Raw genomic sequence first — 23,759 nt, forward strand, 5'->3', positions numbered from 1 at the left:
CAATAAGATATGAAAGGAAGTTTAATAAGGAGCACAGTTTGTATAGAGAAAAAAAGGCTGAAGCATACGCTTCAGCCTTCCTTATAAAACTTTCGTTTCAACTCATTAGACGATACGCAAACCACCTTGAGCTATCGCAAAGCGACGTGCACGAGTGAATGAGTACGCGTTTGTAATACCTTCACCCGTTGGACCAGCGATGGTGAACGTTGAGGTACCTTCAGCGTTGTAGCCTACTCCAGACAAAGTTGGGCCATTGTGAGCAAAGATAGTGGTATTGATAGCTCGACCAAACTTAGTCACATTCTCAATGTTGCCAGAGTAGATACATGCAGAATGCTTATTACCACGCTCGGCGGCCACAGCGCGCTCAATCGCTTCATCAATGTTTGCGCAGCGAACAACCGGAAGAACAGGCATCATCTGCTCTACATGTACCAGCGGATGGTCATTATCCACCACCATCACTGCAAGGCGAGACTCCGATTCAACTCCGATAGACTTTAGAATGTCACTTGCGTCTTGACCTACGTGCTCTTTCACTGGGTGCCATACACGAGCAATCTCTTGTGCAGTGCACGGCTTCGCGCCGTCAATGTTATCCATTGTGAGAATTTCAGCAGTGAGTTTTTCAGCTTCTTCCGCAGTCAGTACGTATGCGCCCGCACTTTCAAGTTTTTTTAGGAATTCATCCGCTACAGAATCTTCAACAAACACTTCTTTTTCACCGATACACAGAAGGTTGTTATCGAAAGATGCGCCACCATAAACGCCTGCCGCAGCAAGATCGAGGTTTGCCGTTGCGTCGACAATAACAGGTGGGTTACCTGCGCCGGCTCCAACACCTTTCTTACCTGATTGCAGAATGGCTTTTACCAGACCTGGACCGCCCGTGCCCACAAGCATGTTCACCAATGGAGATTTAGCGATTTCACTTAGTGTCTCAAGAGTTGGCTCTTTAACCATAGTGATGAGGTTTTCTGGACCACCCGCTTCAACGATAGCTTTGTTGAGCATGTCAATCATAACCGCAGACACTACTTTAGATGATGGGTGCACGTTAAAGGTCACCGCATTACCCGAAGCCAACATAGAAATAGCGTTGTTTACAATGGTTTCGGTTGGGTTGGTCACTGGCGTTACCGCACCGATAACACCGTATGGAGCCCGCTCTTCGAGAGAAATACCGTGGTCACCCGACCATACTTTTGTCTCTAGCACTTCGGTACCTGGGGTTTTTAGCGCTGCTAATTGGTGCTTAGCGATCTTTTCTTCAACACGGCCTAATTTCGTCTCTTCACGAACCATCTTTGCAAAGTCTTCTGCACGTGCAAGCACTGCCTCTCGAATGGCAGTAAGGATAGCTTCGCGGCCTTCTTTGGTAGAGTTAGCGTAGAACTCAACTTGAGCTTTATGAGTAGCCTCAATCGCAGCGTCCACTGTCGCGAATACACCTTTAGCTTTGTAGATATCAAAAGACATAGTAATTACCTCATGAAGATTGAAATGACTGTGTTGGTACAGATCTATTGTTGTGTTTACTCTCTCTTCGGCCTCACATTTGGCTAATAACAGAACGGGCGCTCTTAGCCTTGCCTCGAGTTAGTGATTACAAATTAATCACTAAGCATCAACTTGTAACGTCACTGAGAGTCAACTTTATTGACCAAAACGCCAAAAAATGTGATCTTAATAAGGGGGTGTTACTTGACGCTTTGGTGAAACTAGATTTTCCTTAACAAAAAAACAACAACCCTCTCGAAAAGCAACGAAATCGAACGTAACTCCGCCCCACCATTTGATTTAATTGATACTTTGGTATACCAGTTACGCCGAAGTAACATACCTATGGCAACGAATGAATGTTAATAACGCATTCGCCAAACCTATCAATTGAGTTCCAGCCATATTCATTAGGTGTAAGTTTTTTTGACTCTGGGTGACGTGTTGTTTTTTCAACCACCGATTACACTGCTTAGCAACAAATCAGTTCATACCTTTTCAACGATTTCGTGAGGAACGAATATGAAATATCAAGCGCGTTTAGAAGACTCAGTAAAGCAACTAAGTTCTGTACTAGAAGAGCAAAAGCAACTTCTTGCCGAGCACAAAGCAAACCAAAACTACGCTGAGCGTCTACAAAACATCCTAACGCCAACTGACGAGCTAACCACAAAAGGCGACGACCTTTATATCGGCGGCTGCAAAGCTTCTGACCTAGTTGAGCAATACGGTAGCCCGCTATTCGTTCTTAGCGAAGACACACTGCGTGGCAACCTACGCCGCGTTAAAGCAGCATTTGGTTCAAACTGGCCAAAACCTGTGAACGTTATGTTCGCTATCAAATCAAACACTAACTTTGCTGTTCGTGCTATTTGTAACGAAGAAGGCGTGGGTGGTGACTGTTTCGGTCCAGGTGAAGTTGAAGCGACTCACATCGGCGGCGCAGATCCGAAAACGATCGCACTTAACGGTACAGTTAAGCCTGAGCTAGCTATCCGCAAAGCGATTGAGTACGGCTACGCAATCCACCTAGATTCATACGAAGAGATCGAAATCGTTGAGCGCATCGCTCGCGAAGTGAAACCAAAAGAAAAAGTACGCATCGCAGTACGTCTAAAAGTTATCCCAGAAGAGTTCTTTGATAACTTTACACCAGACGCATACCCATTCCCTGACTTCAAGGGCGCGATGAAGTGGATCAAATTCGGTCTTCTAAAAGAAGAAGCGAAGAAAATCATCAACCGCGTAAAAGAAATCGACGTATTCGAATTCTACGGTTTCCACACTCACCTAGGCCGTTTCTCTAAAGATCCAGCTGGTTGGGATGCGCTTTACCGTGAATACGCTCGCAACGTGATTGAAATCTCTCGTGAGTGTGGCGTTCAACCATTCCAAATCGACCTTGGCGGCGGTTGGCCACGTGAGCGTGAGCCAGAAGGTCGTAGTGTTGAAAACCTAATGAACCCGAACACGATTGAAGACTACGCAAAAGTGGTTTGTGCCGGCATGCTTGAAGAGTTCAACAAAGAAGGCTTCGAGATCCCTCAACTATGGCTAGAGCCGGGTCGTTACATCGCAGGTAACATCGGTACGCTACTGACTTCTGTGTACGTAGTGAAAGAAGACCAAGAGATGGACTACAGCTACACAATGGTTGACGCGTCAACATACCTAGCCGTACTGGTTGAGTCTCAAGAGTCTAAGAACCCAGTTCTACCAGCAACTAAGATGACACAACCTCTTCAGCAGAAGACAACAGAGATCGCAGGCCCAATCTGTATCCCATCAATCTGGGAAAGCGGTGCACGCATGCCTGAGCTAGTACCTAACGATATCCTAGCTATCATGGATGTGGGTCACTACGCAGAGTCTCAAGCAAGCCAGTTCAACTCTCTACCACGTCCTGCAACTGTACTAGTTAAAGACGGTGAAGCTGAACTAATCAAGCGCGCTGAAACTGTAGAAGATGTATTCGCAACTCAGATTCTTCCTGAGCGTCTTCAGCAAAAGAAGAAAAAGCCAGCAGCGAAGAAGCCAGCATCTAAGCGTGCTGTAGCAAGAACGCCTAGCTACGCTAAGAACACAAAAAAAGCAGCATCTGCAAAAGCATAATCAAACTCTGATTTAGCTGGTCAAAAGCTCCCTGTCGGGAGCTTTTGTAGTTTTAGGGAACCAAAACTTTTCGAAAAGTTAAGTTAATTCTAGGTTCGACAAATCGCTTAGTTTTGGGAATGGTATGTTGCCAATGATGTTGAGTTTCTCCAGCCATTATCAGCAGAGAACCAGATGTGAGATTAAACTCCACTTTCTCACCGGTCATTTTGTGTCTGAGTAAAAACCGCCGCTCGGCCCCAAAGCTCATCGAGGCAATGACTGGATTAGTGCCAAGTTCCTTCTCATCATCACTATGCCAACCATTGGAGTCTTGTCCATCACGATACAAATTCGCGAGCACGGAATTGAACTGACTGCCTGCAACCTTCTCACAATGGGCTTTCAAACTGTTAAGTAACGGATTCCAAGGTAAAGGCTCCAGTTTTAGGTTCGAATAGGTGTAACTTGCATCACCGTACCAAGCCTGCAGACGCGGTATCGCAACCTTTTTTCCAAACATCACTATAGTGTCTTGCCGCCACGCCAGTTGCTCTTGCAGCTGTTGGTGGTAATCGCTAGCTTGATCCGATGTGAAATAGTTAGGTAGCCATAATAGGCGTCCGCCCGGTACCTTGTTCCATCGATTTTCTAAAAGCTTCAATACGTGTTCTCCAAATGGCTCGGCATTGTCAGGCCCGCTTTGATATTCAAACTTGAATATCTCAATTTCCTTCTCTCTCTATAAGATTTCTCTAGTATCGACTCAAACAAACCTATCATGTCTGAGTAAGCAAAGGTACAGAATGGAGCAGGCAAATCTCTTCAACGATCTCTTATACGGCTCTGGTATCGAGATCAACGGTTCAAATCCCTGGGATATTCAAATTAATAGCACTGAAACCTTTGAGCGAATCCTGCTTGACGGTTCGTTAGGCTTTGGCGAGGCCTACATGGATGGACTTTGGGATTGCGATGACCTCGCTGAACTCATCAATCGACTGTTACGGGCCAATATCGCAGACAAGTTCGATGCAATGATGGCAGTTCGACTCGGGGCTGCTGTTGGCAAGCAGAAGTTCATGAATCTGTTTAACCCACAAAACATTACTCAGTCCAGAGACAGTGTCCGTCATCACTATGATATCGGTAATGATCTCTACACATCGATGCTGGATAAGCGCCTGACTTATACTTGTGGCTACTGGCGTTATACCGACTGCCTTGAGCAAGCACAAGAAGATAAACTTGATCTCATCTGCCGTAAGCTAAACCTCAAACCAGGAATGCGCATCCTTGATATTGGCTGTGGTTGGGGAAGCTTGATGCATTACGCTGCCGAGAAATACGGCGTTGAGTGTGATGGTCTTACTCTCTCTGTTGAACAAGCTAAGCTGGGTCAGAAGATAGCAGACAAGCAAGATCTGCCAGTGAACTTTATCCTCCTCGACTACCGAGAGTTTCAACCAACAGAGCCTTATGATGCGGTTGTCTCAGTCGGCATGATAGAACACGTCGGCCCAATGAACTACGCCGAGTATTTTGGCAACATTCATCGTTTTTTGAGAAATGATGGCGTGTTCCTACTGCATACCATTGGCGGAGTAACTTCCAAGACCAAAGCCGACCCTTGGTTTGATCGCTATATCTTCCCAAATGGCGTTATTCCATCGCTATCGCAACTTAGCTCGGCCATCGAGACGCTATTTAACGTTGAAGATTTACATAACTTCGGCCCTTGTTACGACAAAACACTTACTGCTTGGTATCACAACTTTAGTGAGCACTGGTTCTTACTTGAATCAAAGTATGGCGACCGCTTTTACCGCATGTGGCGTTATTACTTGCTTGCGAGCGCTGGTGCTTTCAGAGCAAGAACATTAAATGTTTGGCAATTAGTCTTAACCAAGCAAGGCGGTGCATTGCCTTCGTATATCCGTCAGCTGTAGATACTGGAATGCGTTCTAATGAAATCTGATGCCATGGTGTTCGTTGCCATATTTATAGCGGTGTATCTGACGCTCTGTGTAGTGCTCATCTAAAAATAAGATCTTTGAAAATGAAGCTATCAACCAAACATACCCTCGAAAGCGTTCATGACCACTTCGCCGGTAGCGTGAAAGCCGGACGCGAGGTCGTTTCGGCCTTTATCGGCATCGATCAGCGCGACCCACAAAATAGCAAGCAGCTGCCTCGTTGGTCTCAAGAACTCAACAACGCTTTGTTCGACCTTTCCTGCAGCGATATTGCGGCGCTGCCGGAGAATATGAAGAGCTGGACGGAAGTTGAGGCGCACGTTTTGAGCTTGGTTGAGGGCAACCACCTGAGTACACCTTCCATTGCTATCTTTAGCTGTGGTGTCAGAGATTTAGTTGTACCTTTGCCATCTTTGGTTGAAACCGAAGTTGACATCGGAATACCCCAACTTGGAAAGCTCCTGAGTTATACCGAAGGCTATGACAAATACTGCGTTATTTTATTCTCTGAGATGGGCCACCGAATAATCGTCATTAATCATTCCTCCACCGAAAACTCGACCATCATCGAGAGTGAAATAAACAGTGAACCCGTACCAGTAACGACTGACAATGACGCGATTAGCGAAGCCTCCGAGGGAGAGTCAGCGGCCGTGGATATCAATGAACACTTTTTTTCGATCCCTGATTATCGCCAGATGATCTTTGGGGGCAATATTCGAATCGCACAGGGGGTAAAATACTCTCTCCACAACGCTATTGCTGAGCATTTAGTGACATTGGAGCCCTTGGCATTTGATATCGATGATGAAGATTTATGCCAATCTGTTCAGCAAATTGCAGCTAATCAACAGAGACTCAAAGATATGACATTATTAAACGAGCTTTCTATGCTAGGCAGTAATGTCAGCGTCTTTGGTCTAGATAGCACCTTTGGCGCATTGCTCGATGGAAGAGTGAAAAAAGTGGTCCTTCCCTACCCTTTTGATACAGAAAAGTGCAACCCTTTAATCATTGAAGCTATCACACAAGGCGCAGAGTTAGAGACAGTCTACGGTGACCCCGCACAGCGGCTTAGTCAGCTAGGCGGAGTGGCGGGCGTGCTCTATGAGCGTTTCGAAACTTTTGACAAAGATTAAGCTACATCAGAGGTAAAGGTGAATACCTTTACCTCCATATCATGTACTTAAAACTCTAGGGTTTCACCATCGGCTGGGATCAACACTTTTTGCTCAAGACCAAGCTGTTGTATTGAGTTAGACAGAGTTTCTCTATCAACCGGACAGTGGTTAAGTGCCTCCATGTGGTTGGCAATAACCTTACCCGGTGATAGCTGGATGAACTCCATCACTTCATCAGTTGGCATCAATAAAGGTTGACCCACATCCATTTGTGCTTGTCCGGCAGCAACCACAGTGATCTCTGGCTTTAGTTCAGTCAGTGCGCGTTTCACATCGTCTGTTAACACCGTATCGCCACTGATGTAGATACTTGGCTCATTAGGCAGCTGCAAAAAGAAGCCACAGCCATTTGCCATCACTTTGTGAATCCAACCGTGACCGTGCTGAGCAGGTACAGCGGTAATTTCGCCGCCAAGGTATGGCGTCGGTGTCCACGCTTCCAGACCATTAGCAACCGTCATACCATACTTTTCAAGGTAGGCTTTATCCCTCGCTGGTGTGGTTACTGGAATACCTTTCTCAACCAAGAATTTCTCTCCCGCAGGATCCAGGTGGTCACCGTGCTGGAGCGGCTTAAAGCCGAATGTCTGGCTATGTGTGACCAAGGCTTGGTTGACTTTGCTAAGAACCCCTTCAGCATTCACAGGAAGGTCAACTGTGGGGTTTTTCTCAGCCTTAAATCTGAATACAGAAAACGGAGGCATGGACCCTTTTTCACCCAACATTGGGTCAATCAAAATAAAGTGTTGGCCAGATTCAATAACAAAGGTTGCGCTTCTCAAGTGATGGATTTTCATGGTTACCTCCCGTTTCGTCATGGTGACCATTATGCAAGTTCGCCGAGGTGTGCAATACTGTCCCAAGAGACATTAATCGCTCATATTGGGCCATTCCATGAAACAGTATCAAATCGCGCTCATCGCGCTGGACAACATCAGTGCCTTTCACCTGTCAGTACCATGCTTGGTTTTTCAGGATGTGTTTGTCGACCAAACGCCCGCTTTTCATCTAACCATCTGTAACGAGAATGCGAGTGCAGTATCGCTCAGTACCGGCTTCCAAGCCTCTGTGACCCATGGTCTTGAAGCCGTTGACAATGCTGATATCGTTATCGTTCCGAGTTGGCCAAATACGCTACCAGAACCTAGTGAGCTATTGCTAACTAAACTGCGAGCTGCTCACCAAAAAGGCGCAACCATTGTCGGGCTATGCCTTGGCGCCTACGCATTAGCAAAAGCAGGGCTGCTAGATGGCAAGCGCGCGACCACGCACTGGGGTTTCCAAGACGCCTTTCAGGCCGAGTTTCCTAATGTCATTGTTGACTGCGATCCACTCTTTATTGACGAGCACCAGATCATTACCTCAGCGGGCACAGCGGCCTCTCTCGACTGCTGTTTACATATCGTGCGTTCCTTATGCGGGAGTGAGGTCGCCTCACAGATAGCTCGCATGATGGTCACGGCGCCATTTCGAAGTGGTGGTCAGCAGCAGTACATTCCCAACCCCATCGCCAAGCAACCTGATAAAGCTACCAGCTTTGGTCATGTCATCAGCGAGATTGAGCAGAACTTGACACAAAGTTACGACCTCGACTCTGTTGCGGCAAAATGTGCTATGAGCAGACGTACCTTTACGCGTCAGTTTAAAGCCGCCTATGGGTGTACGTTTGGGGAGTGGTTACTTAACAGGAGGTTGGCACTTAGCCAGCAGTTATTGGAATCCACAAGTTACAATATTTCGACTGTGGCGGACCTATCAGGGTTTGGTTCGGAAAGCGCATTTAGAAAACACTTCAGTCATAGTTTTAATATTTCACCATCTAAGTGGAGAACAACCTTTCGGGGGGATTAAGGAGTCGATGCAAAGCCTTAAGAAAGCAAGAAGGAAGTGCAATTCCTTTGCACTGTATTTTGATTCTAGAGTAAGCATCAAGTCAGCTGATACCCCGCATACTCACGCCATTCAGGAATATCTCTTGGGTCACCAAACTGACGGAAAAAGCGCACCGAACTTTGTGGGGCTTTGCAGTCTAATTTGTCTTGGCAGTAGTTAGTCAACTTATAGTGACTTTGGTAACCCTCTACCCACGCGTCATAAGCTATATGAGATTGCTTCCAGAACTCATGATCCACCTGCCCTTTGGTTGCCAAGAAAGGGTAGCTAGGCTTCGTTTGTTGAGTAGAATAAATAGCGGTGCCATACAAGTTGATCAGTTTCGAGAGCAGATCTGCTCCTATCTCTTCGATGGTTAGCGATTTGATTTTCTCAATATCATGGCCAACAAGCGTTGCGACTCGTTCAACCAAAAAGTCCATATCGATCTGTGGCTGGAGTTCATAAGCTAGCCAGTTTAGGCGCTCTCCTATCTCATCAAGAAACTCTTGTCTGGTGAACTGTCCTTCGCGCAACGCTCGATTGTACTTAGTAACATTAGGGTTCTTACGCGCCAAATAGTCTTGAAGCTCTGGGTAGTCAGTGAGCGAAGAGTGGCTCTTAGAAAGCACCTCCAACAACGCTTCTTGATTCACCAACAATCTACCCAACTCATTTTTGACACTTTCATTCATATTAAACCTCACTTTTGATTTTGGTTATAATATAACCAAGCTCAAATATAATCAACAATGATGAATAATTAAAATACACACAGAAATGACAATGAGCGGTAAAACAGATATTTATGGAGAAAAACAATGCTAGGCAGCTGAGATAAATTGAGCTCAAAGAGAAAAACGGAAGTTGTGCGGTTGCACTCAATATTGACATCTAAGTCAATATTTTGACTCTTGAGACCCTGTTTTTGATTGCACTTTGACTATCGAAACCCTAGAATTTTGTGAACACCGTTCAAAAATATAATAAGTGTGACTCAAGGAATTTCATATAAAATGTTCGGCTTAAGGCCTTGAGTGTAGGACAGAAAACGTCAGGAACCATCAAGCAGTGACGCAACAAAATCAACAAAAATCTAATCCACCACAACGGACGACTCAAACACTAAACAGCACCGATGCCCTTGCGATGATTGAGCACGGTGGCGATGTTACGCTCACAGTGAACACACCTGTCGGGACGTCATTTCGCTGTGCTACCAAGTTTATCGGCGCGCACTCTGATCATCGAATTCTATTGGAAATTCCCAAGATTGATGAAAGCGACCTTAAGTATTTCTTCCAAGAAGGGTTTTGGCTGATCGTAAGAGCGATTTCACAGCGCGGGGAAGGCGGTGTGGTGCAATATCGCGCGCAGCTACTGAACATTGTTGAAGAGCCTCTGCCGATTTTGGTCCTTTCGATCCCCCAATCAATGCAGGTCACCAACCTCAGAAAAGAGCCTAGATATGAGGTAAACCTCGATGCCGTGCTAAAATCTGGCGAACGTCAGACGCGATGTGAGTTGAGAGACATGTCAAAGAGCGGCTGTCGCTTTATCCTCCCGGCACTTGGTAAGAGCTTGGTCGTAGGACAGGAAGTCTCTTTGATGGTGGCTGCCGGCACTCAGAAAGGGCGTTATTTTCCTCCGCTATCTGGTTTGATTTGCAACCAACAAAAGTCCAGCCATTACACTGCTTACGGTATCAAGTTCGATGAAGTAGGAGAAGACAACGCCAAAGAGTTGCTCTCACACCTTAAGTTTGACGGCACCAAACTAAAACTGCGCGCATAAAGAAAGCCAAGCGATCGCTTGGCTTTTTTAGTGTCACAGTCGGTGAGTCAAATATCACTACTTACGTAATGCATTCAACCTAGCTTGCGCAATACCAAAAATGGTATCAATCGGATAACTGCCCTCCAGCGTCGCTGTACCTGCTTCTTTACCCGTAAACAACTCAATTGCCTCGGTAACATGGTCTATCGCCCAGATATGGAAGTCACCTTTCTCGACCGCTTTAACGATATCAGCGCGCAACATTAAGTTATGAGCGTTTGAACGAGGAATAATCACCCCCTGCTCCGAATTGCGTCCTTTGATGGTACAAACGTCAAAGAAGCCTTCAATTTTTTCGTTCACACCGCCAATCGGTTGTGACTCGCCAAACTGGTTCATTGAGCCAGTTATCGCGATATCTTGTCGATTTGGCTGACCAGAGAACGCCGACACGACAGCACAGAACTCAGCCATACTGGCGCTATCACCATCAACCCCACCGTAAGATTGCTCAAAGGTAATCGTGGTCGTCAGGGGCACTTTTGCCGTTTTACCAAATACCGAAGAGAGGTATGCACTTAAGATCATCACACCTTTGGAGTGAATGCTGCCACCAAGATCAACACTGCGCTCGATATCGATGACTTCACCATCACCATAAGACGTCGTTGCAGTAATACGGTTAGGGGCACCAAACATATGATCACTTGTCGTCAACACAGACAATGCGTTCACTTGTCCAATCGCAGAGCCTTCGGTGCGAATGAGCGTTGTGCCATTAACGAACCCTTCCATCACGCTGTCTTGAAGACGATTGACGCGCATTTGTTGGTATTCCAACGCTTGATCGACATGCCCTAAACGAATCAGGTTTGATTTCGCATTACGAGCGACATAATTGGACTCACGCAACAGGTTAGCGATGTGAGCAGAATGTAGAGAAAGCTTATTCTGATCACCCGATAAACGCGAGCTATGTTCGATGATCCTAGCAATCGCTTTTCGGTCGCAATGCAGCATACTGTTGTCATGAACAATACTAGAAATGAACCGAGCATAATGGAGTTCAGATTCTGCTGTACGAGGCATCTCGTCTTCAAAATCTGCGGTGACTTTAAATAACTCACCAAACTCCGGGTCATAATGTTGCAGTAACTGATAGGTTCTATAGTCACCAAAGAGAATGATCTTCACATCCAAAGGGATAGGTTGTGGATCAAGTGACACAGTACCTGACAGCGTTAGTTCCTTCTCAAGTGAAGTGAAGCTCAGCTGACGAGCACGAAGCGCACGCTTAAGTCCGTCCCACACATAAGGCTGCTCTAGAACTTTTATCGCATCCATTAACAGAACACCACCGTTAGCACGGTGCAAACTGCCTGCACGAATCAATGAGAAATCGGTAAATACCGTTCCCTTGTAAGTCGCTGTTTCGATAGAACCAAACAGCGAATGATAATTGGGGTTCTCTTCAACGATGATCGGGAAATCAGAACACGACTGCTTCACAATCAAGTTTACTTTGTAGCGTCTTGGAAATTTTTTATCCAAGGATGCCGTAGCAATCTCACCCTGCTCATTACCTTCTTCAAGGAAGATGTCGACATTTTCACAGATGTCTTTTTGCAGTGCGCTCAGATATTTCTTGATTTCAGTGTAGCCGTTGTACTCTTTTTTCAGTTTCTTGATCAGATGGCTAATAACTCCTAACGTCACTTCCTCGTTGAGCTTCTGAATATTATCTGTAAAGGTTTCTTCCCAATCTGTCAGCTCGCGTGCCATACCGCGCAGGCTGACTTCCAGCTCATCGATAGTAAGGCCGAAACGTTCTTGTTCATCTTCAGACAGCTCTGCAAAGGTTTCATCTGTGTGGAGGTCTTCGCCATTTAACGCGACAAACTGATAATCACCTTGAGAGGTAATAGTGAGACTAATGCCTTTTTCTTTGGCTTCTTCGCTGAGTTTTTGAAGCTCAACTTGCTGCTTGCGTGCCAGATCGTTTTTTAGCTTATCTGCGCGACCAAAATAGAGTTCATTATCAAACGCCATAGGTATGGCTTTAACGAGTTTTGAGATAAGTTTTTCAACATCCTTTTTCAGCTTCTCGCCCATTCCACAAGGAAGTTTGAGCACTTGCGGTGTTCGTGTATCTGCAAAATTAGCCACGTAACACCAATCGAAAAGTGCTTCACTATCGTGTGGATGACGGCTGAGATAACGCAAGATCATGGTCCGTTTACCGAGACCGTTTTGACCAATTGCGTAGATGTTATAACCCTTTTCCTTGATGGACATAGCAAACTCGACGGCTTTCTGAGCTCGTTCTTGTCCGACGATCTCATCAATTGGGTCTAGCTCTTTGGTCGATTTACAAGGCAGCTTTTTTAGTTCTGCGGCGTGGTATAGCTTATTGGCTTCTAATCTTTGAATCGCCATTACCAGCTCCTACTTTTTCCCTTCTTAGTTTCAGTTTAGCTGAATTGGCTTTACATTTTAGTGACTTACTAAGTAATTACGCTCAACTGCTGTCTTTTTGTACAATCTCGCAATTCCTGCCAACTTAGCTCGTTGGCCGAGGAGCCCACCGTTTACTCTCTTGTTTAGTTTGGTTATGTTAGAAAAAACTAAGGTGGTTTTAGCGTGCTCAAGCACTCTTTTGGATTACCGACACTACAGTGAGTTGTGAAATGGAAAAAATACTAGCAGGAACCAGAGTACTTTTCGCCTTCGCCATCATGGCATTAGCATGGTCGATCTACAGTTTCACCATGGAGGCAAAACAAGTTCGCATTGAGCTGCCCAGCTTGTTGACGCAAATAGATCAGACTGCACAACGCATCACTCCTGTCATAGAAGAAGTTCAAAAGATACAAGCGATTATTCCAAGTATTCTTGAACAAAGTGCTGAGTATCAAAAAGCGATACCTGAAGTGTTGGCGAGAGTTGACGACATCAATAAGCAAATACCCACTATCATTGCCGAAGTTGAGAACGTGAGAAACGCCATTCCCCCTATTCTTGAAGAGACACAAAACTGGCACCGCTCCTTACCAAGCATTCTCAAACAAATAGATGAAACCAATCAGACAATTGAGCAGACCAACAAGCAAATAGCCGCGACATCAAAACAGATCCCGGCCATTTTGGCTGAAAGTGAAGCGGTGCGTAAAGCTATGCCCGAGATAATTAGTCAGGCTGAAGACTTGGTCCAACAGGCCGAGAAAGCCGGTCGTGAAGCCAGTAAGGGCGCGGTCACAGGGGTCATTGGCGGCATCCTTAGTTCACCATTCCAACTTGTTGATTCGCTCACCTCTCAAACCTTTGGAGTGAATGATGAGAGTTACTCAGACAAAGATAAATCGCTACATAAAGACGCGGTTGAGAAATTAATGAGAAGTCCGAAGTCTGGAAAATCTGTTCCCTGGAAAAATACCACCAGTGGTAATTCAGGTACCGTAAAAATCCAGTCTGCGGAGCAAAAAGGTAGCACAACTTGCTACAGTATCGTGAGCCAACTCACCATAGCCAAAGGATCAGACAAAGGTACGCATAGCATCGTAACCGAGCGATGTGTTGATAACCAGTAGCATTATGAAAGTTCAATATATCAATGATAGCTCAGTGGATGAGCAGCTTAATCAAGCACTGATCGCCCTACTCAGCGCCTGTTTTACCAAGCCAAGTGATGCAAGGTTCAAAACTCAGCGTTTTTACAATGAGATGCCGCAACACCGCTGGTACGTCACGAGCGACAACAAACACCATGTTGTCGCACATGTTGCGGTACACGAGAAAACTGTTGAAATTAGAGGTCGCTCCTATCCTATAGGCGGCGTAGCTGAGGTATGTGTTCACCCCGACTATCGCAAAAAGGGCTTGGTCAAAGCGATGCTAACTGAGGTTCACCAATGGATGGAGCAGCAAGGAATGCATTTCTCGGTTCTGTTTGGTCGAGATGAAGTCTATGGGTCTAGCGGGTATATTCGAGTTACCAATTTAAATATCCTGCAAGAGGATCCGCTAGCTCAACCAACACCCGTATCGGCGATGGTCAAGCCTTTGAACGGTTACCGATGGCCACCTAAACCTGTGCTACTGCCTGGTCTGGTTTTCTAGCCAAAGCTTACTTCTTAAACAACACCACCTCAGTGACCAAGTCTTTCGCTTCATTTTCACGTGGGTCATTGAGGTATCTTTCGATTCCCAAAGGACAACGCTTGACTTTCACCTTGTGGTGGCGTGATGCATTCATTGCCATCGACCAAGCATTGCCCATGAAAGGGTATTCGCCTGTGTGTTCAACAACATAGGTCTCACAGCTAGCCAGCGTACCCGTTTCAAATGGCTTCGCTGCCTCGACCTTTTGTCGCACAGGGAAGCAGGTCGTAAACTCAAAGAACTGCTGCTTCATTTTCATAGAGTGATATAACGCAAAGGGTGGCCCGGCTATCTCAAGCCCTTTCGTTTCTATGAGCTGGTTAAGTTCAGAAAAGTGCGCTTGCATTTGCGGTCCCAGTTCAGCAATCGTGCCACTACCGCGTACCCCCACATAATGGATCTCGTCTTGAGTTCGTTCCCCAATGAGTTTGAGACGTGAGTGAACTTCGCCTGTTTCCAACGCAGACTTGAGCATCTTTAACCCGCGCTCATAATCCATCCCTATCATGGTTTGAAACAAGCCTTTGAGAAAAAACAGATACCATGGCACCTTGCTCTTCATGCTCCAACGTACTTCGGTATTATTGCCCATTTGTACCGCTTGAAGGCTCACCTTGGCCTCAGATTTAAACGGCCTTTGAAAGCTTAAATGCATGTCGAGCTGCGTGGCACTGCGCTTCATCAAGGTCATTTCTCCAGCGCCAACAAGGTCACCGTCCCATTGATACCCATCGCCGATATTGCCTTGCTCACCCCGATAATCAAGCTTGCATTCGGGCTCCATGATCAACCACGGAGACCACTGAGGCCAGTTCCGATAATCCGCCAAAAAGTTTATTGCGCTCTCTGCTTGAGTCGCGATATCAATTCTTTTTTCAACAAAATAATCCAACATGTTCAGTCACTTTGCGTTATTTAATGTGAGTAGTTTAGCTGCCCGAAATCAAACCTGCTAAGCAATCTGTTTTGAACTGAATACATTTTGTTAGCTGATCTTGGTGATCGATGAGTTATTCGCCGCGTAACAGACGACTGCGAATAGGAATAAAAAAGGATCGCAGATATGAAAACACTATTAACACGTTCGTTTGCAGCAATGGCAGCACTTCTTCTTTCAATCTCGGCTTTCGCAGACCACCACGGAATGAAAAAGGACATCGTTGATGTTGCGGCAGAAAATGGCTCGTTCACGACACTTGTCGCTGCAGTTCAGGCTGCGGGGTTGGTTGATACATTAAAAGGGGAAGGCCCCTTCACGGTGTTCGCTCCGACTGACGAAGCGTTCGCCAAGCTACCTGAAGGTACTGTCGAATCTCTGTTACAACCAGAGAACAAAGACAAACTGGTCGCTATCCTAACCTACCATGTGGTACCGGGTAAGGTGATGGCTGCAGATGTGATGGGGCTGGACAAAGCGAAGACAGTCCAAGGCCAAGAGATTATGATCACCAAGAAAGACGGTATGGTTATGGTCGACAACGCAACGGTTGTCGCGACAGACGTTAAGGCCAAAAACGGCGTCATTCACGTCATTGATGCTGTCATCATGCCGAAGTAACGCAACACGTTACCCTATAAAGAAATCCGAAGCTTGACGCTTCGGTTTTCTTTATCTTGGAGGCAGGTCATCTAACATGGAGCCTATTAGGTTTTTGAGCTCTTCTCGCTCTGCTGAATCTTTTACGCTCTGATTGGTTGGCCCTTGAGCAAGCGCTCTCCATCTTGGGAAGGCACCAGCCGAGTCAAAGACGGCGATATAGATGCTGCCCTTCTCACCTTTTTGACTATCGCCCTGTATACCCGTTGCAATCTGCGTGCTTTCAAAAATCTGTTCATCGTTCATGGCATTCTCTGTCGCTATGCCAAAATCAAGGTGCATTGTTGCCGCATGACCATCACTGACGGCGATATAACCTTTAGACGCTAAAACCTGGTCGATTTGAGCCTTGATAACATTGAGGTAATAGTCCGCATCATACTCTTTCGAAACATGTGCGACTGGAGAATCACTGCGCCAAGAGTAGGTAACAACTCCAGATTGAGGCAAAAAACTAAAATCACCCGTTTTTGCAACCCCATAGGAAAAGTTAAGTGGTGAGTTCGTTGTGGTAGACGTCGTACACCCGACCAAAGCGATGCTGGCAAAAAGTAATGAAGAGAGCAGTTTGTTCATTGGCAATGTCCCAAAGCGTAATTTAACCTAAGGTCTAAACACAATAATGCACTAAAAAACAACAAGTTCAAATTTTACTCAGCAGAATGGCATTTATTGGTAAACCGCTCGGTAAGCAACACCCTCTAGCCTATTACGCAAGTTCTGGGCTTCCCCCTGATGGGTATCATAATTTGAAAGCACCTTCTCTGCTGAAAAATCGTCACCATATAGAGCTTGGTTGAGGTCGTTGTCTAGCGATAGTGTAAAGGTATCGATACTTCCACCGAAGTACAGCCCTTTATTTTCAGACACCATCATAGCGCTGACGCCCCCAGTGCCACCAATAACCTTGCCACTGACACCTTTCCCCACTGTGAGGTCTGCCGTGCCCCCCACTTTAGTTGGACTCGCTTTGAGATCGTCTAGTACATCGTCTGACAGAACTACGCCGACACCACTTATATGTTGAGCTCCCGCTAAAAGTCCGATCATCGCGCTGTGGAACTTAACAAACACAGGCTCGCTCCAACGATGATCCTCACGTGTCAGTAATATCCCTCTTCCCCATTGGGCGCCAATGAGAAAGCCCGCCTGACCACCCGACGGGAACACCACAATAGCCTTTGCCACGCCGGTAAGATTTTTCACAGACTCCCAATGGTCCGTCGAATCAAACATGTCGATTTTTTCAGAAGCCTTTTCGATGAGTTGTTGTGCTTGCTCCCTGCTTTTTTCGTCACTTGCACACACGGAACTGGCAAACAACACGCTCGTTATAGCTAACAAAATAGCGAGTAGTTGGCTGCTCAATCGTTTTGATCTCAGAAGCTTTGGTCTCAGAAACTTTTCTCCCAGAAACATAGTTAACCTGCTTAAAATTAATACGCCAGCAGCATAACAAAAAAAGGTGAAGCCAAAGGCTTCACCTATTCGTGATTCAGATAAAAACTATTGCGATTTATGCTATTTGCGACCAACGCCCATGAGAACTTTTTTGGGTCCTTTGCAAGCGTCAATTTCAAACGGTACGGTCACTTCAACTTTCTCGAAGCCAGCATTGAGTAAAATCTCTTTTGCACGCTGCTCAGTTAAACCATATCCCAGGTCATCGCTATCCACCGCCCAATCCCAGTGAATAAACAAGCCATACTCATCAAGAAGGGTATAGATAATGTTTACAGTCTCTTGAAGGTTATCAAGGAACCCACACACCGACGACGCTACAACCAAATCAAACTGATTACGAAATGCTGGATGCTGAGCGACCAAGCCGCGAGTCAATAAGTCGACGACTGGTTCAACGTTTTCCAGTCCCTTTTTATCAAGCTCTTCGATCATGGCCTCAGAGCCGTCAAGCGCGACAATTTCTTTTGTTGCAGGTGACATCAACTGACTTAAAAGGCCTGTACCACAGCCAAAGTCCAACACAGTTTTGCGCGTTAATGAGGTCTGCGCGGTGAGTTCTTCAAAACAAGACTGTGCAAAGGTAGCCGTTGCTTTGTCTTTCTCCCATGTCGCAGCGTACTCATCCCACTCGTTAGACATAGTTTACTCCATTCATTTGCAAGTGCTGAACACAATATAAGCACTACATTTTAATCCTTAATGACTACGCATAGATTAAACCAGAACGCCAAGCAATTCCTAGTGTTATCTTCGTATTCTTTGGGACTCGTGCTATGATTTTTATTCCTTTGTTTTCGGGTGTTTGAGTGGCAATGTCGATTAATCTTTCCCAAATTGAAGCCTTTTGTGCCGTTGTTAACTCAGGCTCTGTGTCTGAAGCAGCGCGAATGCTGAACTGTAACCGTACTAAGCTCAGCATGGCGATCAAAGCACTTGAGAAAGATCTCGATACTGAACTATTTGTTCGTACTGGCAACAATGTCACTTTGTCAGAAACAGGGAAGGCCATCTTCAAAGACTGCGACAACCTACTGGTCACTGCGGCACGAATTCGACAAACGTGCGCACAAGTGTCAGGCGAATTTGCAACCGAGCTTCGCATTGCTCACGATGACAGCCTACCTGATAAAGTTTGGCAGGATCTCACCATAGAGCTTAACCAACGTTACCCTGCTATTTCACTCAATATTGTTCTCGCTTCTTCTGGCGATCTCGCTGATATTGTCGAAAAGAAACAAGTCGACTTTGCCTTTGGTGTCGATTTTGAGAGACAAGGTGACCCAAGGCTCACCTACCAACCACTTGGTAAGATTCGAATGATGTCGGTATGTCGCGCCGACCACAAACTATCGACCTTACCTCGGGTCTCTGACGAAGTACTTCGGGATGAAATGCAAGTGTCTCTTGCCTATCTAAACCTACGTGATAACCCGGAGTTATTGCCTTTCTCATTGAAATACATCGGCTTCTCGAGTTTTGAATTTATGCTCAAGACCATCATTTCCGAAGGTGCCTGGGGGGTATTGCCAGAACCACTGATTCGTCAGCTACTACGCGAACAGACACTATCGGTGATCAAGCACACCTATGGTCTAACTCAAGAAGACTTCAGTATGATTGCCCCTTCAGGGATGTCTGAACACCCTGCCATGACTTGGCTTGCTGATCAAATCAGCGATTACCTCTTCACTTTCTAGTTCTATCGCCAAGTCGCACTGCACTTTAAATACTCGGCCTGATGGTCAATATCACATATTTTAAATAACCACATCAGTGAGTGTCATGATTTTTGACAGCAAAAATAGCTATTTAACTCATTGATATATTTAAACAAGAGCACTTCCTTCACTCCAATACAGCTCTTCCATCGACAGTTAAAGTTTGAAAGTTAATCACTGCGGCGAAACAATAGACTCAATTCAAACAAAAGGTAAATCCCATGTTTTCGCAAAAGCAACACAACGAGTCTTCCGTACTGAGAGTTTCAGCCATTATCGCAACTGGCTTTGCTGTCGCAGGACTTGTCGTGGGTGTGCTTATGGGCTCGCTCGTCATCGCCTTTGACGGTGTTTACTCATTAGTAAGCTTGCTGTTAACTTTATTGTCGCTGGCGGCAGCACACCAATTGAAGAAACCAAAGAGTCAAGCGGCTAAATATGGTCGCCAAACCGTAGAGTCGGTTGTTATTGCCATCAAAGGTTTCGTTATATTAGTGATCGTCTTGGCGTCTCTATACTCAGCGATAAGCTCGATGTTCACCGGTGGTCGTCCGGTGGATACTACCGTCGCCACCATTTTTGGTTTGTTTAACGTATTAGGCTGTTCGTACGCTTGGTGGTATATCTCTAAGCAAAACAAAGTACTGTGTGCAAACCTGATCGAAGCTGAAACGAAACAGTGGCAGATGGATACACTATTAAGTTTTGCAGTAATGGCGGGCTTCATCACCGCTTGGGGACTAGAACAGTCACCATGGTCGCACCTGAGCGTTTATGCGGATCCAGTGATGATGATTTTGATTTCGGCATACTTTATTAAAGTGCCAGCGTTTATGTTGATCGATGCGTGTAAGTCTCTATCTCAAGCTGACGATGTCAACTACGCACGTAATTCTTAATGCTTGATTGAGACTGACGCTTAGTAGGCTTTAGTCTCTAACATTCGGATGAGAGAGATGTTGGTATCCAGCAATCTCTCTCTTCAATCCTCTGAAGGTCTCAATGGCGCCTTCTACAGTCAGCTGATTTGCCAGCCAATCTGGCAAAGCCCCGCCCACATCGGCAAACGCCGTATACACCACAAAGACGTCTCCATCAGATAACTTAGTAAGCTCCCAACGCGCTCGCACTTGGGTAATTCGTATGTAATCAGGTTGCTGAGCTAAATACTCAGTGGCATCGCTGATCTCTAGTACAAATCGACGACCAGATTGGTAATAGCGCGAATAGGTGACCATATCACGATTTTTGGCAGGCCAAGGGGCGGCGAAGGTCGTGTAGACCACATTTTCATTGGCAGAGAGCTGGGCCAACACCTTGGTTTGATCTACATTATGAAGCCATCGAGGAACGTTTTTTGTATCCTCAAAGAGTCGCAGAAACGCGGCAAAGGTCGTTGTCATATCCGCATGAACGCGAATCTCAATTAGACCATCTTTGTGTTCGCGCTTATAAAGCGTCACCGCATCTTGGTTATAGCTGACGAGCCAAGGCTTTCCGCTTGGTGCTGCAAATGAGGTAACGCTGTAAAAACTTATTCCAACACCTAGAACGGCCAACCCAATTGCTTTAACAAAAAATCGGTGCTGACAATACCTCAACCAACCATGGTGTCTCTGCTGAACACACTCCATTTACCCCTGTCCTATTTTTTTATCGTCTTACCCCTCTTACGATAGTAGAACCAGATAAGATTGCTGTGCTTATAGAACCGACGCCTCTTCGCGCTCAGGTTTCTCTCTCGTTGCCCATGCGCACATTAACGATCCCAAAGTCACCAGCGCAACGCCCTGCCAAAAAGATTGAGTCAACGCGACAGATAAATAAAACGAAGAAAACAAGGTGGAAAACACAGGCGTAAAGTACGAGAAAGTCGCAATCAAAACCATGTTACCGCCGATGATCGCCTGATTCCAAAGCGCATAGCCCGCACCCATCACTATCCCAGCCAGCAGCAAGGTAAATACCGACGATAGGTTGAATGCCATTTCACGCTCATTGCTAAACGCATAATGAACCCAGAGCGTTATGGCTGTCATGGCGAAAAACACCACAATCGCATTCTTGCCACCGCTCATAGACGGGGTTATGTTGCAGTAAAGCGCCCAAATAAAGGCCGCCGAAAACGCCATACTGTAGGTAATCGGATTCGTTGCGATGTTGCTTTTAATGCTTTCTATCGACAACGTCGAGTCACCCGAGATACACCACACTACCCCAATAAAGGCGAGTACCACGCTCGGATAGACAAGAATATTCACTTTGCGACCGCTAGTAAGAACAGCAAACAACACAGTAAGAGCCGGCCACAAGTAATTAATGACTGCCATTTCCATCGCCTGCTGACGGTCATTCGCCATTCCCAGCGCTAATGCCAATAAAATTTCATAGGCGACAAACAAAGCACCACCAAATAGCAAGTAACGTGTATTAAAGTCACTTAACCTTGGAACGCCCATGACCAAAGCAAGTGCAAGCGTACTCACGCTGTACATCAAAGCCGCGCCGCCAATGGGTCCAAAAAGTTCTGCGATATCTCGTGTTAGCGCCATAACGCAGCTCCACATTAATATCGCCATCACACCAAAGAGCGTGTATTTATTACTTCCCAACCCGGCCATCTATACTCCTAATATCCAGCTCACTAAATCTGGCTTAATCCGTTATAAGTAATTGTTATGCAACCTTGTCGCTTTCGATTAGGCTATACTTATTTGCTATGAAATATGTCAGTAAAAAGGCGAACGATTCAGTGCAAATTAGCGCTTGAGTCGTTACACTCTCGCTGCATTTTTAGAACTCTATTAAATACCAGCACTTTAACTATGCCCAATATTTTGTCTATCAAAAAATTCTTCGTTTTATCTCTTATCATCGCGTTAAGTGGCTGCGTCTCGTCCAGCATTGATCCGAGCCGATACGAAAAAGAGAGCTCTTACACCATCATCAATGCCGAGCCGACTCGACTTGATGAACTATTCAAACGTGAGGTCTCCTCGCATTCTCTTACCGAAGAAACCGGGTTTTATCCATTAGACAAAGGGCACGATGCGCTGCTCGCTAGGCTCGCTATCATCGAAACTGCTCAGTCGAGCATTGATGTTCAATACTATATTTTCCGTGATGATGAAGCGGGTAACCTCATTGGTTGGCGTTTATTTGAAGCTGCAGAACGGGGCGTCAGAGTACGTTTACTTCTCGATGATATGCAAAAGTACGATGACCAAGATTTGGTGAGGTTCAGCAGTCATCCAAACATCGAAGTACGCATGTTTAATCCGCATCACCTGCGCTCTGCTCGTAGCATTTCGATGTTGAGTGACTTTGAACGCCTCAATCACCGCATGCACAATAAGTCGCTTACGGTAGATGGCATTGTCTCCATTATCGGCGGACGTAACGTAGGGAATGAATACTATTCCATCGAATCCAACGTCGAGTTTGCCGATCTTGATTTACTCATGGTCGGTAAGTCTGTCCGTCAGGTTAATCGTCAATTCGATCTCTATTGGAACAGTGACTACAGCATTCCCATCGAATGGATAACACCTATCGAAGAACACTACACTGATGCCGATGTCGATAAATGGGTACAAGAGCTCGATTTGGAAGCTAAGTTTTCTGGAGGCACTTACGATTTTGCCAAGTTGCCGTTGTACAACGAGCTCATCAATGGAACGGTAAAGCTCTACTGGGGTATCGGTGAGCTGCTTTATGATCTTCCCGACAAACCCGATAGCAAGCAAAGTACCCTTATTGATAGCCTCAACTCTGTTCTCGAGGATTCTGAAACCTCGTTAGTGTTTATATCTCCTTATTTTGTACCCACAGAACAAGGAACAAAGGAGCTCGTCGCTGCAGTACAACAAGGACTCGAAGTGATTATCATCACCAACTCTCTAGCATCAAATGATGTATTCGCCGTACATGGTTGGTACGCAAAATATCGCGAAGACTTAGTCGAGGGAGGCGTTCAGCTTTGGGAGGTTAAATCCAATGCAGAGATTAAGAAAAACTGGAGTTTAACAGGCAGTAGCCGCTCCAGTTTGCACACCAAAGCGATGATCATTGATAAGCAAAAAGTTTTTGTTGGTTCGATGAACCTCGACCCGCGCTCTGCACATCTCAACACAGAAATGGGCGTGGTGATTGAACAACCAGAGTACGCTCAGAAGGTTTATCGTAACCTTATTGATGAAATCCCAAAAACCGCTTATGAAATGAAGATGGAAGATGGCGATCTGGTTTGGTTTGATCATACCACCGGAGAAACACTGACATCTGAACCAGAAGCAAGTATCTGGCGCAGAATGGGCGCCTGGTTTAGCGGTATATTGCCGATAGAGGAACAACTATAAACCTCTGCTAACATTCATTGCCTCTGAGGTTTTTACGCCTCAGAGGTCGAAGTCGCTGGACAATC

22 protein-coding genes are annotated in these 23,759 nt (G+C 45.8%); 11 read left to right on the forward strand and 11 right to left on the reverse strand.

Features of this window, described 5'->3' with window-relative positions; translation table 11 throughout:
• Positions 1-105 precede the first annotated feature (105 nt).
• Positions 106-1,482, reverse strand: a complete 1,377-nt coding sequence (locus AC6I8U_RS19475; protein ID WP_498019368.1) for an aldehyde dehydrogenase EutE — start codon at positions 1,480-1,482, stop codon at positions 106-108.
• Positions 1,483-2,025: 543 nt separating this feature from the next.
• On the opposite strand from AC6I8U_RS19475, the gene AC6I8U_RS19480 reads away from it, so the two are divergent.
• Complete coding sequence (locus AC6I8U_RS19480; protein WP_394149325.1) at positions 2,026-3,615, forward strand: diaminopimelate decarboxylase family protein; 1,590 nt, start codon at positions 2,026-2,028, stop codon at positions 3,613-3,615.
• Between the two features lie 52 nt (positions 3,616-3,667).
• Here the strand turns inward: AC6I8U_RS19480 and AC6I8U_RS19485 are convergent, their stop codons facing one another.
• On the reverse strand, positions 3,668-4,258 hold the full coding sequence (locus AC6I8U_RS19485) for an alpha-ketoglutarate-dependent dioxygenase AlkB family protein (protein ID WP_498019369.1): 591 nt from the start codon (positions 4,256-4,258) through the stop codon (positions 3,668-3,670).
• A 142-nt stretch (positions 4,259-4,400) separates the two neighbouring features.
• Here AC6I8U_RS19485 and cfa point away from each other — a divergent pair, with 142 nt between their 5' ends.
• Positions 4,401-5,543, forward strand: a complete 1,143-nt coding sequence (gene cfa, locus AC6I8U_RS19490) for a cyclopropane fatty acyl phospholipid synthase (protein WP_498019370.1) — start codon at positions 4,401-4,403, stop codon at positions 5,541-5,543.
• Positions 5,544-5,653: 110 nt separating this feature from the next.
• Positions 5,654-6,709 carry a hypothetical protein gene (locus AC6I8U_RS19495; RefSeq protein ID WP_498019371.1) on the forward strand — a complete coding sequence of 352 codons (1,056 nt, stop codon included), beginning with the start codon at positions 5,654-5,656 and terminating at the stop codon, positions 6,707-6,709.
• Between the two features lie 47 nt (positions 6,710-6,756).
• On the opposite strand, the gene AC6I8U_RS19500 is transcribed toward AC6I8U_RS19495, so the two are convergent.
• Positions 6,757-7,548 carry an MBL fold metallo-hydrolase gene (locus AC6I8U_RS19500; RefSeq protein ID WP_498019372.1) on the reverse strand — a complete coding sequence of 264 codons (792 nt, stop codon included), beginning with the start codon at positions 7,546-7,548 and terminating at the stop codon, positions 6,757-6,759.
• 97 nt (positions 7,549-7,645) lie between these two features.
• Here AC6I8U_RS19500 and AC6I8U_RS19505 point away from each other — a divergent pair, with 97 nt between their 5' ends.
• Positions 7,646-8,602 carry a GlxA family transcriptional regulator gene (locus AC6I8U_RS19505; protein ID WP_498019373.1) on the forward strand — a complete coding sequence of 319 codons (957 nt, stop codon included), beginning with the start codon at positions 7,646-7,648 and terminating at the stop codon, positions 8,600-8,602.
• A 77-nt stretch (positions 8,603-8,679) separates the two neighbouring features.
• Here the strand turns inward: AC6I8U_RS19505 and AC6I8U_RS19510 are convergent, their stop codons facing one another.
• Positions 8,680-9,318: a hypothetical protein gene (locus tag AC6I8U_RS19510; RefSeq protein WP_498019374.1), complete on the reverse strand. Its 639-nt coding sequence runs from the start codon at positions 9,316-9,318 to the stop codon at positions 8,680-8,682.
• Between the two features lie 454 nt (positions 9,319-9,772).
• On the opposite strand from AC6I8U_RS19510, the gene AC6I8U_RS19515 reads away from it, so the two are divergent.
• Positions 9,773-10,417 carry a flagellar brake protein gene (locus AC6I8U_RS19515; RefSeq protein ID WP_498019604.1) on the forward strand — a complete coding sequence of 215 codons (645 nt, stop codon included), beginning with the start codon at positions 9,773-9,775 and terminating at the stop codon, positions 10,415-10,417.
• Positions 10,418-10,474: 57 nt separating this feature from the next.
• On the opposite strand, the gene AC6I8U_RS19520 is transcribed toward AC6I8U_RS19515, so the two are convergent.
• Positions 10,475-12,835, reverse strand: coding sequence for a Lon protease family protein (locus AC6I8U_RS19520; protein ID WP_498019375.1), 2,361 nt, complete (start codon positions 12,833-12,835; stop codon positions 10,475-10,477).
• 251 nt (positions 12,836-13,086) lie between these two features.
• Here AC6I8U_RS19520 and AC6I8U_RS19525 point away from each other — a divergent pair, with 251 nt between their 5' ends.
• Positions 13,087-13,986 carry a hypothetical protein gene (locus tag AC6I8U_RS19525; RefSeq protein ID WP_498019376.1) on the forward strand — a complete coding sequence of 300 codons (900 nt, stop codon included), beginning with the start codon at positions 13,087-13,089 and terminating at the stop codon, positions 13,984-13,986.
• A 4-nt stretch (positions 13,987-13,990) separates the two neighbouring features.
• Positions 13,991-14,515, forward strand: a complete 525-nt coding sequence (locus AC6I8U_RS19530; RefSeq protein ID WP_498019377.1) for a GNAT family N-acetyltransferase — start codon at positions 13,991-13,993, stop codon at positions 14,513-14,515.
• A 7-nt stretch (positions 14,516-14,522) separates the two neighbouring features.
• On the opposite strand, the gene AC6I8U_RS19535 is transcribed toward AC6I8U_RS19530, so the two are convergent.
• The gene (locus AC6I8U_RS19535; protein ID WP_498019378.1) at positions 14,523-15,452 is read right to left on the reverse strand and encodes an SRPBCC family protein; all 930 of its coding nucleotides are present in this window, start codon (positions 15,450-15,452) and stop codon (positions 14,523-14,525) included.
• A gap of 201 nt (positions 15,453-15,653) precedes the next feature.
• Between AC6I8U_RS19535 and AC6I8U_RS19540 the strand changes: the two genes are divergently transcribed.
• The gene (locus tag AC6I8U_RS19540) at positions 15,654-16,115 is read left to right on the forward strand and encodes a fasciclin domain-containing protein (RefSeq protein WP_234497811.1); all 462 of its coding nucleotides are present in this window, start codon (positions 15,654-15,656) and stop codon (positions 16,113-16,115) included.
• A 51-nt stretch (positions 16,116-16,166) separates the two neighbouring features.
• On the opposite strand, the gene AC6I8U_RS19545 is transcribed toward AC6I8U_RS19540, so the two are convergent.
• The 3 genes from AC6I8U_RS19545 to AC6I8U_RS19555 all read right to left on the reverse strand — a co-directional run bounded on the left by AC6I8U_RS19545 (position 16,167) and on the right by AC6I8U_RS19555 (position 18,257).
• On the reverse strand, positions 16,167-16,730 hold the full coding sequence (locus AC6I8U_RS19545) for a DUF4136 domain-containing protein (RefSeq protein WP_498019379.1): 564 nt from the start codon (positions 16,728-16,730) through the stop codon (positions 16,167-16,169).
• Positions 16,731-16,823: 93 nt separating this feature from the next.
• Positions 16,824-17,522 carry a lipid-binding SYLF domain-containing protein gene (locus AC6I8U_RS19550; RefSeq protein WP_498019380.1) on the reverse strand — a complete coding sequence of 233 codons (699 nt, stop codon included), beginning with the start codon at positions 17,520-17,522 and terminating at the stop codon, positions 16,824-16,826.
• A 153-nt stretch (positions 17,523-17,675) separates the two neighbouring features.
• On the reverse strand, positions 17,676-18,257 hold the full coding sequence (locus tag AC6I8U_RS19555) for a class I SAM-dependent DNA methyltransferase (protein ID WP_498019381.1): 582 nt from the start codon (positions 18,255-18,257) through the stop codon (positions 17,676-17,678).
• 179 nt (positions 18,258-18,436) lie between these two features.
• Here AC6I8U_RS19555 and AC6I8U_RS19560 point away from each other — a divergent pair, with 179 nt between their 5' ends.
• Together AC6I8U_RS19560 and AC6I8U_RS19565 are read left to right on the forward strand one after the other, a co-directional pair.
• The gene (locus tag AC6I8U_RS19560) at positions 18,437-19,315 is read left to right on the forward strand and encodes a LysR family transcriptional regulator (protein ID WP_498019605.1); all 879 of its coding nucleotides are present in this window, start codon (positions 18,437-18,439) and stop codon (positions 19,313-19,315) included.
• Positions 19,316-19,557: 242 nt separating this feature from the next.
• Positions 19,558-20,235, forward strand: a complete 678-nt coding sequence (locus AC6I8U_RS19565; RefSeq protein ID WP_498019382.1) for a cation efflux transmembrane domain-containing protein — start codon at positions 19,558-19,560, stop codon at positions 20,233-20,235.
• Between the two features lie 30 nt (positions 20,236-20,265).
• On the opposite strand, the gene AC6I8U_RS19570 is transcribed toward AC6I8U_RS19565, so the two are convergent.
• Together AC6I8U_RS19570 and yddG are read right to left on the reverse strand one after the other, a co-directional pair.
• Positions 20,266-20,970, reverse strand: a complete 705-nt coding sequence (locus AC6I8U_RS19570; RefSeq protein ID WP_498019383.1) for an START domain-containing protein — start codon at positions 20,968-20,970, stop codon at positions 20,266-20,268.
• 69 nt (positions 20,971-21,039) lie between these two features.
• Positions 21,040-21,957, reverse strand: a complete 918-nt coding sequence (gene yddG / locus AC6I8U_RS19575) for an aromatic amino acid DMT transporter YddG (RefSeq protein WP_498019384.1) — start codon at positions 21,955-21,957, stop codon at positions 21,040-21,042.
• A 204-nt stretch (positions 21,958-22,161) separates the two neighbouring features.
• Here yddG and AC6I8U_RS19580 point away from each other — a divergent pair, with 204 nt between their 5' ends.
• Positions 22,162-23,694 carry a phospholipase D family protein gene (locus tag AC6I8U_RS19580; protein WP_498019385.1) on the forward strand — a complete coding sequence of 511 codons (1,533 nt, stop codon included), beginning with the start codon at positions 22,162-22,164 and terminating at the stop codon, positions 23,692-23,694.
• Positions 23,695-23,759 lie beyond the last annotated feature (65 nt).

Source organism: Vibrio sp. KUL80 (genome assembly GCF_059725495.1).

Coding starts and splice junctions, on each gene's coding strand:
- AC6I8U_RS19475 (WP_498019368.1), bottom strand. CDS start 1,482: ATGTCTTTTGATATCTACAAAGCTAAAGGTGTATTCGCGACAGTGGAC.
- AC6I8U_RS19480 (WP_394149325.1), top strand. CDS start 2,026: ATGAAATATCAAGCGCGTTTAGAAGACTCAGTAAAGCAACTAAGTTCT.
- cfa (WP_498019370.1), top strand. CDS start 4,401: ATGGAGCAGGCAAATCTCTTCAACGATCTCTTATACGGCTCTGGTATC.
- AC6I8U_RS19495 (WP_498019371.1), top strand. CDS start 5,654: ATGAAGCTATCAACCAAACATACCCTCGAAAGCGTTCATGACCACTTC.
- AC6I8U_RS19500 (WP_498019372.1), bottom strand. CDS start 7,548: ATGAAAATCCATCACTTGAGAAGCGCAACCTTTGTTATTGAATCTGGC.
- AC6I8U_RS19505 (WP_498019373.1), top strand. CDS start 7,646: ATGAAACAGTATCAAATCGCGCTCATCGCGCTGGACAACATCAGTGCC.
- AC6I8U_RS19510 (WP_498019374.1), bottom strand. CDS start 9,318: ATGAATGAAAGTGTCAAAAATGAGTTGGGTAGATTGTTGGTGAATCAA.
- AC6I8U_RS19515 (WP_498019604.1), top strand. CDS start 9,773: ATGATTGAGCACGGTGGCGATGTTACGCTCACAGTGAACACACCTGTC.
- AC6I8U_RS19520 (WP_498019375.1), bottom strand. CDS start 12,835: ATGGCGATTCAAAGATTAGAAGCCAATAAGCTATACCACGCCGCAGAA.
- AC6I8U_RS19525 (WP_498019376.1), top strand. CDS start 13,087: ATGGAAAAAATACTAGCAGGAACCAGAGTACTTTTCGCCTTCGCCATC.
- AC6I8U_RS19530 (WP_498019377.1), top strand. CDS start 13,991: ATGAAAGTTCAATATATCAATGATAGCTCAGTGGATGAGCAGCTTAAT.
- AC6I8U_RS19535 (WP_498019378.1), bottom strand. CDS start 15,452: ATGTTGGATTATTTTGTTGAAAAAAGAATTGATATCGCGACTCAAGCA.
- AC6I8U_RS19540 (WP_234497811.1), top strand. CDS start 15,654: ATGGCAGCACTTCTTCTTTCAATCTCGGCTTTCGCAGACCACCACGGA.
- AC6I8U_RS19545 (WP_498019379.1), bottom strand. CDS start 16,730: ATGAACAAACTGCTCTCTTCATTACTTTTTGCCAGCATCGCTTTGGTC.
- AC6I8U_RS19555 (WP_498019381.1), bottom strand. CDS start 18,257: ATGTCTAACGAGTGGGATGAGTACGCTGCGACATGGGAGAAAGACAAA.
- AC6I8U_RS19565 (WP_498019382.1), top strand. CDS start 19,558: ATGTTTTCGCAAAAGCAACACAACGAGTCTTCCGTACTGAGAGTTTCA.
- AC6I8U_RS19570 (WP_498019383.1), bottom strand. CDS start 20,970: ATGGAGTGTGTTCAGCAGAGACACCATGGTTGGTTGAGGTATTGTCAG.
- yddG (WP_498019384.1), bottom strand. CDS start 21,957: ATGGCCGGGTTGGGAAGTAATAAATACACGCTCTTTGGTGTGATGGCG.
- AC6I8U_RS19580 (WP_498019385.1), top strand. CDS start 22,162: ATGCCCAATATTTTGTCTATCAAAAAATTCTTCGTTTTATCTCTTATC.